Annotated in this window: 14 protein-coding genes and 1 pseudogene; 4 read left to right on the top strand and 11 right to left on the bottom strand. The window is 61.0% G+C overall.

What is annotated here, in order from left to right; genetic code table 11:
- The 8 genes from L9Z73_RS13400 to ccoN (L9Z73_RS13365) form a co-directional block, all read right to left on the bottom strand.
- On the bottom strand, window positions 1–660 hold a 660-nt coding region (locus L9Z73_RS13400), incomplete at its 3' end, for a cbb3-type cytochrome c oxidase N-terminal domain-containing protein (RefSeq protein WP_247401681.1).
- On the bottom strand, window positions 657–842 hold the full coding sequence (locus L9Z73_RS13395) for a CcoQ/FixQ family Cbb3-type cytochrome c oxidase assembly chaperone (RefSeq protein ID WP_016775513.1): 186 nt from the start codon (window positions 840–842) through the stop codon (window positions 657–659). The genes L9Z73_RS13395 and L9Z73_RS13400, both read right to left, overlap by 4 nt.
- Window positions 843–848: 6 nt before the next feature.
- Complete coding sequence (gene ccoO, locus L9Z73_RS13390; RefSeq protein WP_247401679.1) at window positions 849–1,457, bottom strand: cytochrome-c oxidase, cbb3-type subunit II; 609 nt, start codon at window positions 1,455–1,457, stop codon at window positions 849–851.
- Window positions 1,457–2,899, bottom strand: a complete 1,443-nt coding sequence (ccoN, locus tag L9Z73_RS13385; protein ID WP_247401678.1) for a cytochrome-c oxidase, cbb3-type subunit I — start codon at window positions 2,897–2,899, stop codon at window positions 1,457–1,459. The genes ccoO (L9Z73_RS13390) and ccoN (L9Z73_RS13385) overlap by 1 nt, the downstream gene beginning before the upstream one ends.
- A gap of 483 nt (window positions 2,900–3,382) precedes the next feature.
- The gene (ccoP, locus tag L9Z73_RS13380; protein ID WP_247401677.1) at window positions 3,383–4,330 is read right to left on the bottom strand and encodes a cytochrome-c oxidase, cbb3-type subunit III; all 948 of its coding nucleotides are present in this window, start codon (window positions 4,328–4,330) and stop codon (window positions 3,383–3,385) included.
- Complete coding sequence (locus L9Z73_RS13375) at window positions 4,327–4,533, bottom strand: cbb3-type cytochrome oxidase subunit 3 (protein ID WP_247401676.1); 207 nt, start codon at window positions 4,531–4,533, stop codon at window positions 4,327–4,329. The genes ccoP and L9Z73_RS13375 overlap by 4 nt, the downstream gene beginning before the upstream one ends.
- 3 nt (window positions 4,534–4,536) lie before the next feature.
- Complete coding sequence (gene ccoO / locus L9Z73_RS13370) at window positions 4,537–5,145, bottom strand: cytochrome-c oxidase, cbb3-type subunit II (RefSeq protein WP_247401675.1); 609 nt, start codon at window positions 5,143–5,145, stop codon at window positions 4,537–4,539.
- 10 nt (window positions 5,146–5,155) lie between these two features.
- On the bottom strand, window positions 5,156–6,580 hold the full coding sequence (gene ccoN / locus L9Z73_RS13365; RefSeq protein ID WP_247401674.1) for a cytochrome-c oxidase, cbb3-type subunit I: 1,425 nt from the start codon (window positions 6,578–6,580) through the stop codon (window positions 5,156–5,158).
- Window positions 6,581–6,659: 79 nt separating this feature from the next.
- On the opposite strand from ccoN (L9Z73_RS13365), the gene L9Z73_RS13360 reads away from it, so the two are divergent.
- A complete protein-coding gene (locus tag L9Z73_RS13360) occupies window positions 6,660–7,352 on the top strand; it encodes an alpha/beta family hydrolase (protein WP_247401673.1) in 693 nt (230 codons plus the stop codon).
- A 124-nt stretch (window positions 7,353–7,476) separates the two neighbouring features.
- Here the strand turns inward: L9Z73_RS13360 and L9Z73_RS13355 are convergent, their stop codons facing one another.
- Window positions 7,477–9,042, bottom strand: a complete 1,566-nt coding sequence (locus L9Z73_RS13355; protein WP_247401672.1) for a methyl-accepting chemotaxis protein — start codon at window positions 9,040–9,042, stop codon at window positions 7,477–7,479.
- 73 nt (window positions 9,043–9,115) lie between these two features.
- Window positions 9,116–9,907: a CPBP family intramembrane glutamic endopeptidase gene (locus L9Z73_RS13350; protein WP_247401671.1), complete on the bottom strand. Its 792-nt coding sequence runs from the start codon at window positions 9,905–9,907 to the stop codon at window positions 9,116–9,118.
- 432 nt (window positions 9,908–10,339) lie between these two features.
- On the opposite strand from L9Z73_RS13350, the gene L9Z73_RS13345 reads away from it, so the two are divergent.
- Complete coding sequence (locus L9Z73_RS13345; RefSeq protein ID WP_247401670.1) at window positions 10,340–11,200, top strand: DMT family transporter; 861 nt, start codon at window positions 10,340–10,342, stop codon at window positions 11,198–11,200.
- A gap of 31 nt (window positions 11,201–11,231) precedes the next feature.
- Here the strand turns inward: L9Z73_RS13345 and L9Z73_RS13340 are convergent, their stop codons facing one another.
- A complete protein-coding gene (locus L9Z73_RS13340; RefSeq protein WP_247401669.1) occupies window positions 11,232–12,128 on the bottom strand; it encodes a DMT family transporter in 897 nt (298 codons plus the stop codon).
- 255 nt (window positions 12,129–12,383) lie between these two features.
- Here L9Z73_RS13340 and aceK point away from each other — a divergent pair, with 255 nt between their 5' ends.
- Window positions 12,384–14,105, top strand: coding sequence for a bifunctional isocitrate dehydrogenase kinase/phosphatase (gene aceK / locus L9Z73_RS13335; RefSeq protein WP_247401668.1), 1,722 nt, complete (start codon window positions 12,384–12,386; stop codon window positions 14,103–14,105).
- Window positions 14,106–14,175: 70 nt separating this feature from the next.
- Window positions 14,176–14,682, top strand: a pseudogene (locus L9Z73_RS13330) (hypothetical protein); the annotation flags it as partial.

Here is a 14,682-nt window from a genome sequence, read left to right as displayed (position 1 = left end):
CACCACGAAGCCCGCCACGTCGGCCACGCCTTGTTCGCCGATGACTTCGGCCCAGGCCGGCATCACCGCGTGGCGGCCTTTCATGATGGTTTCCTTGATGGTGGCGGGCTCGCCGCCCCAGCGCCAGTCGGCGTCGGTCAGGTTGGGGAAGCCGTAGGCACCCTTGGCGTCGGAACCGTGGCACACCGAGCAGTTGGAGGCAAACAGACGGCCCCCCATCTTCAGGGCTTGCGGGTCTTTGGCGACGTCTTCAATCGGCATCGCGGCGAATTTGGCGAAGATCGGGCCGAACTTGGCGTCCGACTTGGCCATTTCCTTTTCCCACTCATGCACGCCGGTCCAGCCGGTCTGGCCGTTGGCGAAGGCGGTCTGCTTGTCGTTGTCGAGGTAGTTGTAGCCCGGCAGCAGGCCTTTCCAATTGCCCAGGCCGGGGTACAGCACCAGGTAGCCCAAGGCGAAGACGATGGTGCCGACGAACAGCATGAACCACCATTTCGGCAGCGGGTTGTCGTACTCCTCGATACCGTCGAACGAGTGGCCGACGGTCTCGTCCGTTTGCTCGGCGCGCTGGCCCTTGCGGGTCGACAGCAGCAGCCAGGTCAGGGCGAAAATGGTACCCAGACTGAGGACTGTGACGTACAGACTCCAGAACGTAGTCATTCTTTGTTACTCCTAGAAGCTTGCTCGACGTGCTTGATGGCTTCGGGGTCATCCGCAAAGGGCAGCATGGTTGCGTCGTCAAACTCCGACTTGCGCTTGGGGCTGAACACCCACAATGCCAGGCCGATAAAGGCCACCATCACCACAACGGTGCCCAGGCCACGAATCATCCCGATATCCATGAAGAATCACCGTTTGCTTTTGATGATGGTGCCAAGGCCTTGCAGGTAGGCCACCAATGCGTCCATTTCGGTCTTGCCCTTCACGGCTGCGGATGCACCGGCGATGTCTTCGTCGGTGTAGGGCACGCCCAGGGTGCGCAAGACTTCCATTTTTTTCGCGGTGTCCTTGCCGTCGAGCTTGTTTTCCACGAGGAACGGATACGCCGGCATTTTCGATTCCGGCACCACGTTGCGCGGGTTGTACAAGTGCGCGCGTTGCCAGTCATCGGAGTAACGCCCGCCGACACGGGCCAGGTCCGGCCCGGTGCGCTTGGAGCCCCACAGGAACGGGTGGTCCCACACGCTTTCACCGGCTACCGAGTAGTGGCCATAACGTTCGGTTTCGGCGCGGAACGGGCGGATCATCTGCGAGTGGCAGCCGACACAGCCGTTAGCGATGTAGATATCGCGGCCTTCCAGTTCAAGGGCGGTACGCGGCTTCATGCCTTCGACCGGCTTGTTGGTCACGTCCTGGAAGAACAGCGGAACGATCTGGGTCAGGCCGCCGATACTCACGGCGATAACCATGAAGAAGGCCAGCAGGCCGATATTCTTCTCGATTACTTCATGCTTCATCAGTGGGCTCCCACAACGGCGATCTTGGCGGCGGCTTCGGCTTCTGCAGGGTCGGAGGCGCGCACGGTGCGCCAGACGTTGTAGGCCATGAACAGCATGCCGGAGGCAAAGAACGCGCCGCCCAGGGCACGGACGATGTAGCCCGGGTGGCTGGCTTGCAGCGCTTCGACGAAGGAGTAGGTGAGGGTGCCGTCATCGTTGATCGCACGCCACATCAGGCCTTGGGTAATGCCGTTGACCCACATCGAGGCGATGTAGAGCACTGTGCCGATGGTGGCCAGCCAGAAGTGCGTGTTGATCAACCCGACGCTGTGCATCTGCGCACGCCCGAAGATTTTCGGGATCATGTGGTACAGCGCGCCGATGGAGATCATCGCTACCCAGCCGAGAGCGCCGGCGTGTACGTGGCCGATGGTCCAGTCGGTGTAGTGGGACAGGGAGTTGACGGTCTTGATCGCCATCATCGGCCCTTCGAAGGTCGACATGCCGTAGAACGCCAGGGACACGACCAGGAAACGCAGGATCGGGTCGGTGCGCAGCTTATGCCAGGCGCCCGACAGGGTCATCATGCCGTTGATCATGCCGCCCCAGCTCGGGGCCAGCAGGATGATCGACATCGCCATGCCCAACGACTGTGCCCAGTCCGGCAGCGCGGTGTAGTGCAGGTGGTGCGGACCGGCCCAGATGTACAGGGTGATCAGCGCCCAGAAGTGCACGATGGATAGGCGATAAGAGTAGATGGGGCGTTCGGCCTGTTTCGGCACGAAGTAGTACATCATCCCCAGGAAACCGGTGGTGAGGAAGAACCCCACGGCGTTGTGGCCGTACCACCACTGGATCATCGCATCCGTTGCCCCGGCGTAGGCCGAATAGGACTTGAACAGGCTGACCGGCAACGACGCATGGTTGACGATGTGCAGCATCGCCGTCACCAGGATGAAGGCACCGTAGAACCAGTTACCCACATAGATGTGCTTGGTCTTGCGCTTGGTGATGGTGCCGAAGAACACCACCGCGTAGGTCACCCAGACAATAGCGAGCAAAATGGCGATGGGCCATTCCAGCTCGGCGTATTCCTTGGTGGTGGTGTAGCCCAGCGGCAACGAGATACCGGCCCCGACGATCACGGCTTGCCATCCCCAGAAGGTGAAGGCGGCGAGGCTGTCGGAGATCAGTCGCGTCTGGCAGGTTCGTTGCACGACATAGTAAGAGGTGGCAAACAGTGCACATCCGCCGAAGGCGAAAATCACCAGGTTAGTGTGCAGCGGGCGTAGGCGGCCAAAGGTCGTCCATGGCAGGCCGAAATTCAATTCCGGCCAAACCAGTTGCGAGGCGATGAAGACCCCGAGCCCCATGCCAAGGATCCCCCAGACCACCGTCATGATGGCGAACTGGCGGACTACCTTATAGTTATAAGCAGTCGGACTGATTGCTGTGCTCATTCTAAGGTTCCACGGTTTAGGTTTTTTTATAGATAAAAATCGGTCGCAAGTATGTAGAAACCGAGGTGCCATTGCAACGCAAGGGTGACCTGTGTCAATACGTTCCACGCCAGATTCTGCGCCCTTTCCATGTTTGATGTAAGGACAAAATCAGAAATCAAAAGCTGATCGATCGGACAGGAATTTTTTCGGGGCACGCCAGCGGATGACTGGCTGTGTGTCAACACGCGACAGAGGTGATGAGTGGTCAGTGGCGCGACAGCCGGTCACTGCCTGCCTTTGCGGCTGTCATCCCTACAGAAGCGTTCAACCCATTGAGTGCAAGTCGACCGTCGACCGGTCCGTACCGATCCACTGTGCAGACAAGCGTAGACCCGAATGGCAGGAGGGGAAAGCAGTGCTTTGGAAGGGTGCGACACTTGGTCGCGTAGAAGGGTAGAGCTACCGCCCCTGGATCAGGGGCGGCAGTTCAGGGGTGAAGCGTTACTGTGCCTGGCGTTGCGGCGTTGCGCCGTCAGCGTTGTGGGACAGGCTGTAAACATAAGCGGCCAGCAGGTGAACCTTGTCATTGCCTTGCAGCACTTCCTGCGCCGGCATCTGGCCTTGGCGGCCGTGGCGAATGGTTTGCTGCAACTGCGCTAGGCTGGTGCCGTAGATAAAGCCGCTTGGCGCGGTCAGGTTCGGCGCGCCCATGGCTTCGACACCGTGGCCTTGCGGGCCGTGGCAGGCCACGCAGGTGGTGTTGAACGTGGCTTGGCCGGCGACCAGGTCGGCGCCGCTGTCGGCTGGCAGTGGCAGCTTGGCCAGGTCGTGACGCACATAGGCCGCGACGTTTTTCACACCGTCCTCGCCCAGCACTTCACCCCAGGCCGGCATTGCCGCATGGCGACCGCCCATGATGGTGGTCTTGATCGCGTCGGCGGAACCGCCCCAGCGCCAGTTATTGTCCGCCAGGTTCGGGAAGCCATACGCGCCCTTGGCATCCGAGCCGTGGCACACCGCGCAGTTGGAGGCAAACAGGCGACCGCCCATTTTCAGCGCTTGCGGGTCTTTGGCGACTTCTTCCACCGGCATGGCCGAGAATTTGGCGAAGATCGGCCCGAACTTGGTGTCGGCCTTGGCCATTTCCTTGTCCCATTCCTTGGCCGAGGTCCAGCCGCCTTCATAGCCCGGCAGTACGCCTTTCCAGTTGCCCAGGCCCGGGTAGAGGATCAAGTAGCCGACGGCAAACACCAGCGTGCCGGCGAACAGCATGAACCACCACTGGGGCAGCGGGTTGTCGTATTCCTCAATGCCGTCGAAGGCGTGGCCCATGGTCTGGTCGACACTGCCCTTGGTCTCGCCCTTGCGGGTGCCGAACAACAGCCAGGTCAGGCCGATCAGGCTGCCGAGGGTCAGTACGCAGATCCATGTACTCCAGAAGGTAGTCATGGCCGATTGCTCCTTGTTGCAGGCGCTTCTTGAGCGTCGGATGGGGTGGCGGTGGGTTCGTCGGCAAACGGCAGCAGGCGTGCCTGCTCGAATTCTTCATTGCGTCGGTTGTTGAATACCCACAGCGAGAGGCCGATAAAGGCGATGGCGACGACTAGCGTGCCGAGGCCGCGGATGGTGCCCGCATCGAATTCAAATCCCATGGCTCACCTCTTGCTCTTGATGGCGGTGCCGAGGACTTGCAGGTACGAAACCAGCGCGTCGATCTCGGTCTTGCCCTTGAGGCTGGCCACTGCACCGCTGATGTCGTCGTCGGTGTAAGGCACGCCGAGGGTACGCATCACTTTGAGCTTGGTCTCGGTATGGCTGCTGTCGACCGGCGCCGTCACCAGCCATGGGTAAGCCGGCATTTTCGACTCAGGCACCACGTTGCGCGGGTTGTACAAGTGCGCGCGGTGCCAGTCGTCCGAGTAGCGTGCGCCGACGCGAGCCAGGTCCGGCCCGGTACGCTTGGAGCCCCACAGGAACGGATGGTCCCAGACGCTTTCGCCCGCTACCGAGTAGTGGCCGTAGCGCTCGGTCTCGGCGCGGAACGGACGGATCATCTGCGAGTGGCACTGTACGCAGCCTTCGCGGATGTAGATGTCGCGGCCTTCCAGTTGCAGCGCGGTGTAGGGCTTCATGCCTTCCACCGGCTTGTTGGTCACGTCCTGGAAGAACAGCGGGACGATCTGGGTCAGGCCGCCGATGCTCACGGCAAGCACCATCAGCAACATCAGCAGGCCGACGTTCTTTTCAATCGTTTCGTGTTTCATCACTGACTCCTCAGGCCATCTGCGCGGCAGGGGTGGCTTCGACAGGTTGTGCCGAGCGCACGGTGCGCCATGTGTTGTAAGCCATCAGCAACATGCCGCTGAGGAACACCGCACCGCCTACCAGTCGCACGACGTAGCCCGGGTGGCTGGCTTGCAGCGCTTCGACGAAGGAGTAGGTGAGGGTGCCGTCATCGTTGATCGCACGCCACATAAGGCCCTGGGCGATGCCGTTGACCCACATCGAGGCGATGTAGAGCACGGTGCCGATGGTGGCCAGCCAGAAGTGCGCGTTGATCAGGCCGACGCTGTACATCCGCTCGCGACCGAAGACTTTCGGGATCATGTGGTACAGAGCGCCGATGGAGATCATCGCTACCCAGCCGAGAGCGCCGGCGTGTACGTGGCCGATGGTCCAGTCGGTGTAGTGGGACAGCGAGTTGACGGTCTTGATGGCCATCATCGGCCCTTCGAACGTCGACATGCCGTAGAACGCCAGCGAGACGACCAGGAAGCGCAGGATCGGGTCGCTGCGCAACTTATGCCAGGCACCCGACAGGGTCATCATGCCGTTGATCATGCCGCCCCAGCTTGGCGCCAGCAGCACCAGGGACATCACCATGCCCAACGACTGTGCCCAGTCTGGCAACGCGGTGTAGTGCAGGTGGTGCGGACCGGCCCAGATGTACAGGGTGATCAGTGCCCAGAAGTGGACGATCGACAGGCGATAGGAATACACCGGACGTTCGGCTTGCTTGGGTACAAAGTAGTACATCATTCCCAGGAAGCCGGCAGTCAGGAAGAAGCCTACTGCGTTATGCCCATACCACCACTGCACCATGGCATCCGTCGCACCGCCGTACAGCGAGTAGGACTTGGTCAGGCTGACCGGGATTTCCAGGTTGTTGACGATATGCAAGATGGCCACGGTGATGATGAACGCACCGAAGAACCAGTTGCCGACGTAGATGTGCTTGGTGTTGCGCTTGGCCACAGTGCCGAAAAACACGATGGCATAAGCCACCCAGACAATAGTGATCAGGATGTCGATCGGCCATTCCAGCTCGGCGTATTCCTTGGAGCTGGTGTAACCCAGCGGCAAGGTGATCGCTGCCAGGACAATGACCAGTTGCCAGCCCCAAAAGCAGAACTGAGCGACTTTTGGTGCGAACAGCTGGGTCTGGCAGGTGCGCTGCACCGAGTAGAAGGAGCTGGCAAACAGCGCGCAACCCCCGAAGGCGAAGATCACCGCGTTGGTGTGCAACGGGCGCAAGCGGCCGAAGCTGGTCCAAGGCAAGTCAAAGTTGAGTGCAGGCCACACCAATTGGGCTGCGAGAAAAACCCCGAGCCCCATGCCGACGATGCCCCACACCACCGTCATAATCGCGAATTGGCGGACCACCTTGTAGTTATAGGCGGTACTTAAAGTAGTGTTCATGGTTCCCCATCCACGGTTCAACCCAAGTAGATGCGACACTTGGGCTGGAGTTATAGGCAGACTAAAAAGCGAGGTAAGCATGGGCAAAGAGCACAAGGCCAGTATTGACGGGGATCAATGGGCACGGTGTGTGCAGGAACATGGCTGGCGATGGGATGTTGTCTCGGGCGCTCCAACGCATACGCCGGTGACGCTGATCCTGGCCCACGGCGCCGGCGCGCCGATGGACTCGTCCTTCATGGACGACATGGCTGCGCGCCTTGCCGCGCAGGGTGTGAGCGTCTTGCGTTTCGAGTTTCCCTACATGGCCCAGCGCCGCGTGGACGGGGGCAAGCGCCCGCCCAACCCGGCGCCGAAACTGCTGCAGAGCTGGCGCGAGGTCTATGCCGAGGTGCGACGCCATGTCGCTGGGAAACTGGCCATTGGTGGCAAGTCCATGGGCGGGCGCATGGCCAGTTTGCTCGCCGATGAATTGGGTGCCGATGGGCTGGTGTGCCTGGGCTATCCGTTCTATGCGGTGGGCAAGCCGGAAAAGCCGCGAGTCGCGCATTTGGCCGGGTTGAAGACGCCGACATTGATTGTGCAGGGCGAGCGCGATGCGTTGGGCAATCGAGCGGCGGTGCAGGGGTATGACTTGTCGCCGAGCATCGAGGTGATGTGGCTGGCGGCGGGGGATCATGATTTGAAGCCGTTGAAGGCGTCGGGGTGCAGTCATGAGCAGCATTTGGAGGCGGCGGCGGTGCAAGTGGCTCGGTTTCTCGGCGCCTGTTAGGACCCTATCGGGGGCAAGTCGAATCGTCGCACCGCCCCTCCCACATTTAACCGCATACACCCCTTGGAATGCAGTCGAATGTGGGAGGGGCGGTGCGACGATTCGACTTGCCCCCGATAGCGGTTTAGCGGTTAAACCGCTCCACCAGCGAATACTGGGTATGCGCCGTGTGCGTCAACTCTTCACTCAACTGCGCCGAGTTCAACGCCTGTTCCGACGTCTGATCGGCCAGTAGCGCGATGGTGCTGATATTGCGGCTGATCTCTTCGGCAACCGAGCTTTGCTCTTCCGTGGCGGCGGCGATTTGGGTGGTCATGTCGGTGATGTTGGCCACCGCTTCGCTGATGCCCACCAGCGCCTGATCCGCCTCCATCACCCGCGCTACGCCTTCTTCGGCCTGGCGATGCCCGGCGTCCATGGTTTGTACGGCAGCGGCAGCGGTTTGCTGCAGCTTGGCGATCAGGGTATGGATCTGCCCGGTCGATTCAGCCGTGCGTTGCGCCAGTTGGCGGACTTCGTCGGCAACCACCGCAAAACCACGGCCCATCTCACCGGCACGCGCGGCTTCGATCGCAGCGTTCAAGGCCAGTAGGTTGGTCTGGTCGGCAATGCCTTTGATCACGTCGACCACGCCGCCGATTTCATCGCTGTCCTTGGCCAGTTGGGTGACGGTCACGCCGGTCTCGCCAACCGCGACCGACAGCCGCTGAATCGCCGCGCGGGTTTCCCCGGCGATATCGCGGCCGCGCCCGGTCAGGCGATTGGCTTCCTGGGTGGCATCGGCCGTGCGCTGCACATGGCTGGCGACTTCCTGGGTCGTCGCCGCCATCTGGTTGACTGCGGTGGCCACCTGTTCGGTTTCCACGCGCTGGCGTTCCAGGCCGCTGGAGCTGTTGTGCGCCAAGGTGTTGGACTGCGCCGCCTGCTCGTTGAGGTGTTCGGCGGTGTCCTGCAAGCGCGTGAGACAGGTCTTCAGACGTGCCTCCTGGCTGAGGATCGACATTTCCAGGCGTGCCTGGGCGCCACGGCTGTCGGTGTACATCTGCGCGATCAACGGATCGGAGGTGGTCTGTTCGGCCAGGCGCAGCAAACGCTTGAGGCCGCGCTGTTGCCAGCTCAGGCCCAGTAGGCCCAACGGCACCGACAACCCCGCCGCGAGGGCAAAGCCCCAGTGGGAGTTGAGCGACGCGCCAATCATGAAGCTCAACTGGCTGACCAGGATAAACGGCAGCCAGTCCTGCAGCACCGGCAGCCACTTGTCCCGTTTGGGAATGGCGGACTTGCCCTGATTGATGCGTTGGTAGAGCGCTTCGGCCCGGCGGATCTGCTCGGCGGTGGGCTTGACGCGCACCGATTCATAGCCGACCACTTGGTTGCCGTCAAACATCGGCGTCACATAGGCGTTAACCCAGTAGTGATCGCCGGTCTTGCAGCGGTTCTTGACGATGCCCATCCATGGCAAGCCTTGCTTGAGCGTGGACCACATGTGTGCGAACACAGCCCCCGGAACGTCCGGGTGGCGAACCAGGTTGTGCGGGGCGCGCACCAGTTCGTCGCGGGAGAAACCACTGATTTCGACGAAAGCGTCGTTGCAGTAAGTGATGACACCCTTGGCATCTGTGGTGGAGATCAACCGTTGCTGAGCGGGGAAGGTCCGTTCGCGCTGGGTAACGGGTTGGTTATTACGCATGGTTATTCAATCCGCGAGGCTTTCAATGGGTATCGGCGATGGCGATCATATATTTAACTTATTTTTGCAATAATCAGCCGGCGAGCATTGGGTAGGAAAACAGTCCGAAATGCAGAAAATTAAGGCCGAAATGCGTGGCAATCGCCGCGCCCAGGCCGCCAAAACGATAAGCAAGGCCATAACCGACGCCAGCGATGCTGGCCAGCAGCACCCACTGCCAGCCCGCGCCCAGGTGTACAAGGCCGAATAGCAGAGCGGCCAGCAGCAATGCGAGGTTTTCGCCGTAGGGCAAGTGTTTGAAGCGTCGGCTCAGGCCGCCCTGAATGTAGCCGCGCAACAGCGCTTCTTCCACTAACGTCACCAACAACAGGTTATTCAGCACCCACAACCACGCCTGGTCCGGCCACTTCGGCGCCCAACTGATGACGCCCAGCAACGCCGCGCCACCCAGTGCCACTATGGCTGTCAGAGTCAACGCCAAGGCGGTGACGCAGATCGACAGTCGCAATGAGCGCCGCGCCACAATCCACGGGCAGGCCAGCAGCAGCCAGAAGCCGATCAGCGGTTTGTCCTGGTTGAGGTACATCGAGAAGGGCACGGCATCGGCGGTGAAACGCTGGGACGCGATACCGCGCCCGTTGTCGAACCCCGGCAGCCAGTGCATTGCAAGGCCCAAGGCCAATACGATGAACAACCCGTGGCCGACGTAACGCCCCCATGCGGTCCGTTGCTGGCGTACCGCATACCCGGCGATCAGCAGCAGGGCCACGGAGATTGCCGCCAGCACCCCCAGTTGGCCGTAAACCAAGGCCATGGCATAGCCGACGGACAGGAGGGCGAGGTACAGCCAAGGCAAAGCGGCCATGTGAAATCCTTGGAAAAAACTGGGCGGTAGTATAACGGGCGGCCTGCGCGGCAAGATGAAAAAGCCATCACGCGAAAGCGGTTCTGCTGGAGCGATTGCAAAATATGTCGGCGGCTGGTTATAGTCGTCGCGTCTTCACCTCCTCAAAAGATCAGCCCATGCCTGCATTCCTGTGCATAGCGGTAGTCGATTCAGCGTCCAGCGCTGTGGTCGTGCCGTGCGGGAACCCGCAGCCTGCGCAGATCAGTCACTACCCCCCACCTGTCAGTAGCACGCCGGTGTACGCAGTCGTATCACCGCCGGGTGTTGGCATTTCGGGCTGATCAGCTGATTGCTGTTCCCGTATGCCCGCCTGAAAAAAACCTACTGAGCTGAACCTACGCGTTTTAGCTTTTGCTGAATCGGCTTTTTGCCTGATTACAGGTGGTAACCATGTCTGTTATTTCGAAACAATCCGTGGCCGCGGCGGCTTCGACGAGCCTGTTTGTATTGCTATGGAGCAGCGGGGCGATTTTCTCCAAGTTGGGCCTGGCCCATGCGTCGCCCTTCGCCTTTTTGCTGATCCGTTTTGCCATCGCCCTTGCGGGATTGGTGATTCTGGTACCGATCCTCAAGCTCAAACTGCCGCAACCCGGCAAGCCGCTGCTGTATGCGGCGGCGACGGGGCTGGTGTTGTTGGGGGCGTACCAGATTTTCTATCTGCTGGCCCTGGACCTCAAAGTCACCCCAGGGGTGATGGCAACCATCATGGGGGTGCAGCCGATTCTCACCGTGGTGCTGATGGAGCGCCAACGGTCCTTGCGCCGGATGTTCGGCTTGGGGTTGGGGTTGGTGGGACTGATCATGGTGGTCTACCAAGGCATCGGGCTGTCGGGGATGTCCCTGACCGGGATGCTCTTCGGTTTGTTGGCCCTGGCAAGCATGACCTTCGGCTCGATCATGCAGAAGCGCATCACCGACAACCCGTTGGGCACGCTGCCCGTGCAATACCTGGCAGGGCTGCTGCTGTGCTCGGTGTTTGTGCCGTTCCAGCCGTTCCACGTTGAGCACAGCGCCAGCTTTTACCTGCCGGTGCTGTGGATGGGCCTGGTGGTGTCGCTGCTGGCGACGCTGTTGCTGTACCGCCTGATCGCCCGGGGCAATTTGGTCAATGTCACCAGCCTGTTCTACTTGGTGCCTGCGGTGACAGCGGTGATGGATTACCTGATCTTCGGCAACCGGCTCGCGTTATTGAGCCTGCTGGGGATGGGGTTGATCATCATCGGTCTGGTGTTTGTATTCCGTAAAAGCTGACGTCTGAGCACGCTGTAGGGGCAAGGCGCCCCTACAGCGCTTTGGCCAATGTCCCCGGCCGCAACACCAACCATAACGCCCCCGCAATCAACACCCCGCCATACAGATGTGCCATCGACAATGGCTCATCCAGCAACAACGCGCCCCACAGTACCCCGAACGGCGGAATCAGGAAGGTGGTGGTCATCGACTTCACCGGGCCAATGGCCGTCAGCAGGCGAAAGTACAGGACGTAGGCAAACGCCGTACACATCAGCCCCAACCCGAGCAGCGACAACCACACGTGCCAGCCGCCCCAGCTTGCCGGCGGGTGGCGGATGGCGCTGTAGGCAAACAGCGGCAGCAGGAACAAGGTCGCGCCGAGCATGCTGCCCAGGGCCGCGAGCCGACTGTCGAGCCCACCGCGCTGATCCAGCCAGCGCCGCGCGAGAAAACCGGCAAAGCCATAGCAAGTGGTGGCCAACAGGCAGGCCAACGCGCCCATCAACAATTCCAGGTCAAATGCCACTGGCCCGGCGCGGGTCAGTACGCCCACGCCAAACAGGCCCAGGCACACCCCGCCGACTTTCGATGGCGTCAGGCGTTCACTGAAGAACAACCCGCCAATCAACACGCCCATTAACGGCGTGGTGGCATTGAAGATCGCCGAGTAACCCGCCGGCAGCACCTGGGCGGCCACGGAGTACAGGGTCGCGGGTATGCCGGAGTTGATCACGCCTAGCAGCAGGATGGTCTTGAACTTGCCCTGGAAGTCCCAGTTCACACGCATCACTGCCAGCATCACCAGCAAGCCGGCGGCGGCAATCGACACGCGAAAAAACGCGGTCGGCAGCGTGCCGATTTCCGGCGCGATAATGCGCATGAACAGAAAACTCGCGCCCCAGATCGCGGCCAGCCCCAGCAGGTACAGGGTGTCGACAGGTCTCACAGAAAACTCCTACATCAATAAGGCGGCGAGTGTTGCCCAGCGACTGGCTCGACACAATCACTGATTACAGGACAACCCGCGTCATCGGCTGTGCTGGCCGATTTGTGCATTGGCCGCAGTGAGTGTTTCCAATAACGCCCATAAATCTGCGAAATGAACGAAAGTCCACAAACAAGCATGCTAAATGACTGCTTCTCCTGGCTCCCTTGACTGGCTAAGCTCTGGGCTTCCAGATGCCCGTTCGAGGTTTTCCGCATGTCGCAGCGCACACCCGCCCTCGCTATCGCCCAGATGATCCTCGATGGCTTCGACGATTACCGCGAGCACTTCCGCCAGATCACCGATGGCGCCCGTGAACGTTTCGAAAAGGCCCAGTGGCAGCAGGGCCAGGCAGCCTCGGCGGCGCGTATCAACCTGTATGAGGAGAAAGTCAGCGAAGTGACGACCCGCCTGCGGGCGAGCTTCGATGACGCCACCCTGATGGACATCGAGGCCTGGCCGCTGGTGAAAAGTGCCTACATCGGCCTGATCGACCTGCGCTTTGACGATGAGCTGTCCGAGACCTGGTACAACTCGATCTTCTGCGGCCTGTTCAGCCATGACCTGATCAGCGACGGCTGCATGTTCGTCCATACCACCCGGCCGAGCCTGCGCCGGGCGAGGGCGGCGCAAACCCGGATCTACACACCTGTCGGGAAAATCTCCGACATGCTGGCGCAGATTTTCGCGGATTACAGCTTCAGCGAGCCCTACGCGGATCTGCCGGCCGACCTGCGCCGCCTCGAAGTGCAACTGCGCGAGAACCTGCCGGACTGGGTGTGCAAGGACCCTGAGCTGAAGGTCGAGCTGTTTTCCTCGGTGCTCTACCGCAACAAGGGCGCCTACCTTGTCGGGCGTATCTACACCCACGACGAGCAGTGGCCGCTGGTCGTCCCGCTGCTGCACCGCGAAGGGCAGGGTATCCAGATCGACGCACTGATCACCGACGAAGCCGATGTGTCGATCATTTTTTCCTTTACCCGCTCCTACTTCATGGTCGACGTGCCGGTGCCGGCGGAGTTCATCGGCTTCCTCAAGCGCATCCTGCCGGGCAAGCACATTGCCGAGCTGTACACCTCGATCGGCTTCTACAAGCACGGCAAGTCGGAATTCTATCGCGCCCTGATCAACCACCTGGCCACCACCGATGATCAGTTCATCATGGCGCCCGGTATACGCGGCATGGTCATGAGCGTGTTTACGTTGCCGGGCTTCAACACGGTGTTCAAGATCATCAAGGACCGCTTCTCGCCGTCGAAAAACGTCAGCCGCGCCACCGTGATCGAGAAGTACCGCCTGGTCAAAAGCGTCGACCGCGTCGGGCGCATGGCCGATACCCAGGAGTTCGCTGATTTTCGCTTTCCGTTGAGCAAGTTCGAACCCGAGTGCCTGGCCGAATTGCTCGAAGTGGCGGCCAGCACGGTTCAAGTCGAAGGCGACAGCGTGCTGATCCGCCACTGCTGGACCGAACGGCGCATGACCCCGCTCAACCTCTACCTTGAAAACGCCAACCCCGCCCAGGAACGCGAAGCCCTGGAAGACTATGGCCTGGCGATCAAGCAACTGGCGGCGGCGAACATTTTCCCAGGCGACATGTTGCTGAAGAACTTCGGCGTCACCCGCCACGGCCGCGTGGTGTTCTACGACTACGACGAGATCTGCTACCTCACGGAAGCCAACTTCCGCCACATCCCCGCACCCCGCACGCCAGAGGATGAAATGGCGTCGGAGCCCTGGTACTCCATCGGCCCGCTGGATGTGTTCCCCGAAGAGTTCCCACCGTTCCTGTTCGCCGACGCCGGCCAGCGCAAGTTGTTCGATAAGCTGCACGGCGAGTTGTACAACGCCGACTATTGGAAGGGCCTGCAGGACGCGATTCGTGCCGGAAAGGTGATCGATGTGTTTCCGTATCGGCGCAAGGAGCGCGATAACGAATGAGGGGCGCGCGTGCCGGCGGTTTTCTGCGACAATCCGCCCCCTGCATAAATAGACGACCAAAACGCACCTGATGACTGACCAAGCGCCTGCTATCGACCAACTGCTGAAAAATCTCGATCACGCCATGCTCGCCGACCGCCACCGTTTGCGGCGGCAGTTGCTCGAGCTGCGCAAGAAGCCCGATGAGGAGAAGCTGGCGCAGTGGGTGACGCGCATGCAGGCGTCCTGCGCCCAGGTCACGGCGCGGCGCGCCAGCCTGCCGCTGATACGCTATGACGACAGTCTGCCGATTGCCGCCAAGCGTGACGAAATCAAGGCGGCGCTGCTCAAGCATCAGGTGCTGATCATTGCCGGTGAGACCGGCTCGGGTAAGACCACCCAACTGCCGAAAATCTGCCTGGAAATCGGTCGCGGCCAATACGGCCTGATCGGTCATACCCAGCCGCGCCGGATCGCGGCGCGCAACGTCACCATCCAGTTGTTGGAGGGTGGCAGTCGCAGTATCGAGCAGGCGATTTTGAGCGGCGAGCTGGAAGTCGGTGGCAGCTTGAAGCCCAGCGATCCGGCATTCGCCTGG

The organism is Pseudomonas emilianonis, assembly GCF_023072625.1.
Taxonomy (GTDB): domain Bacteria; phylum Pseudomonadota; class Gammaproteobacteria; order Pseudomonadales; family Pseudomonadaceae; genus Aquipseudomonas; species Aquipseudomonas paraveronii.
The sequence above is the reverse complement of the archived record's forward strand: the minus strand, read 5'-3'. Positions and strand labels throughout refer to the sequence as shown.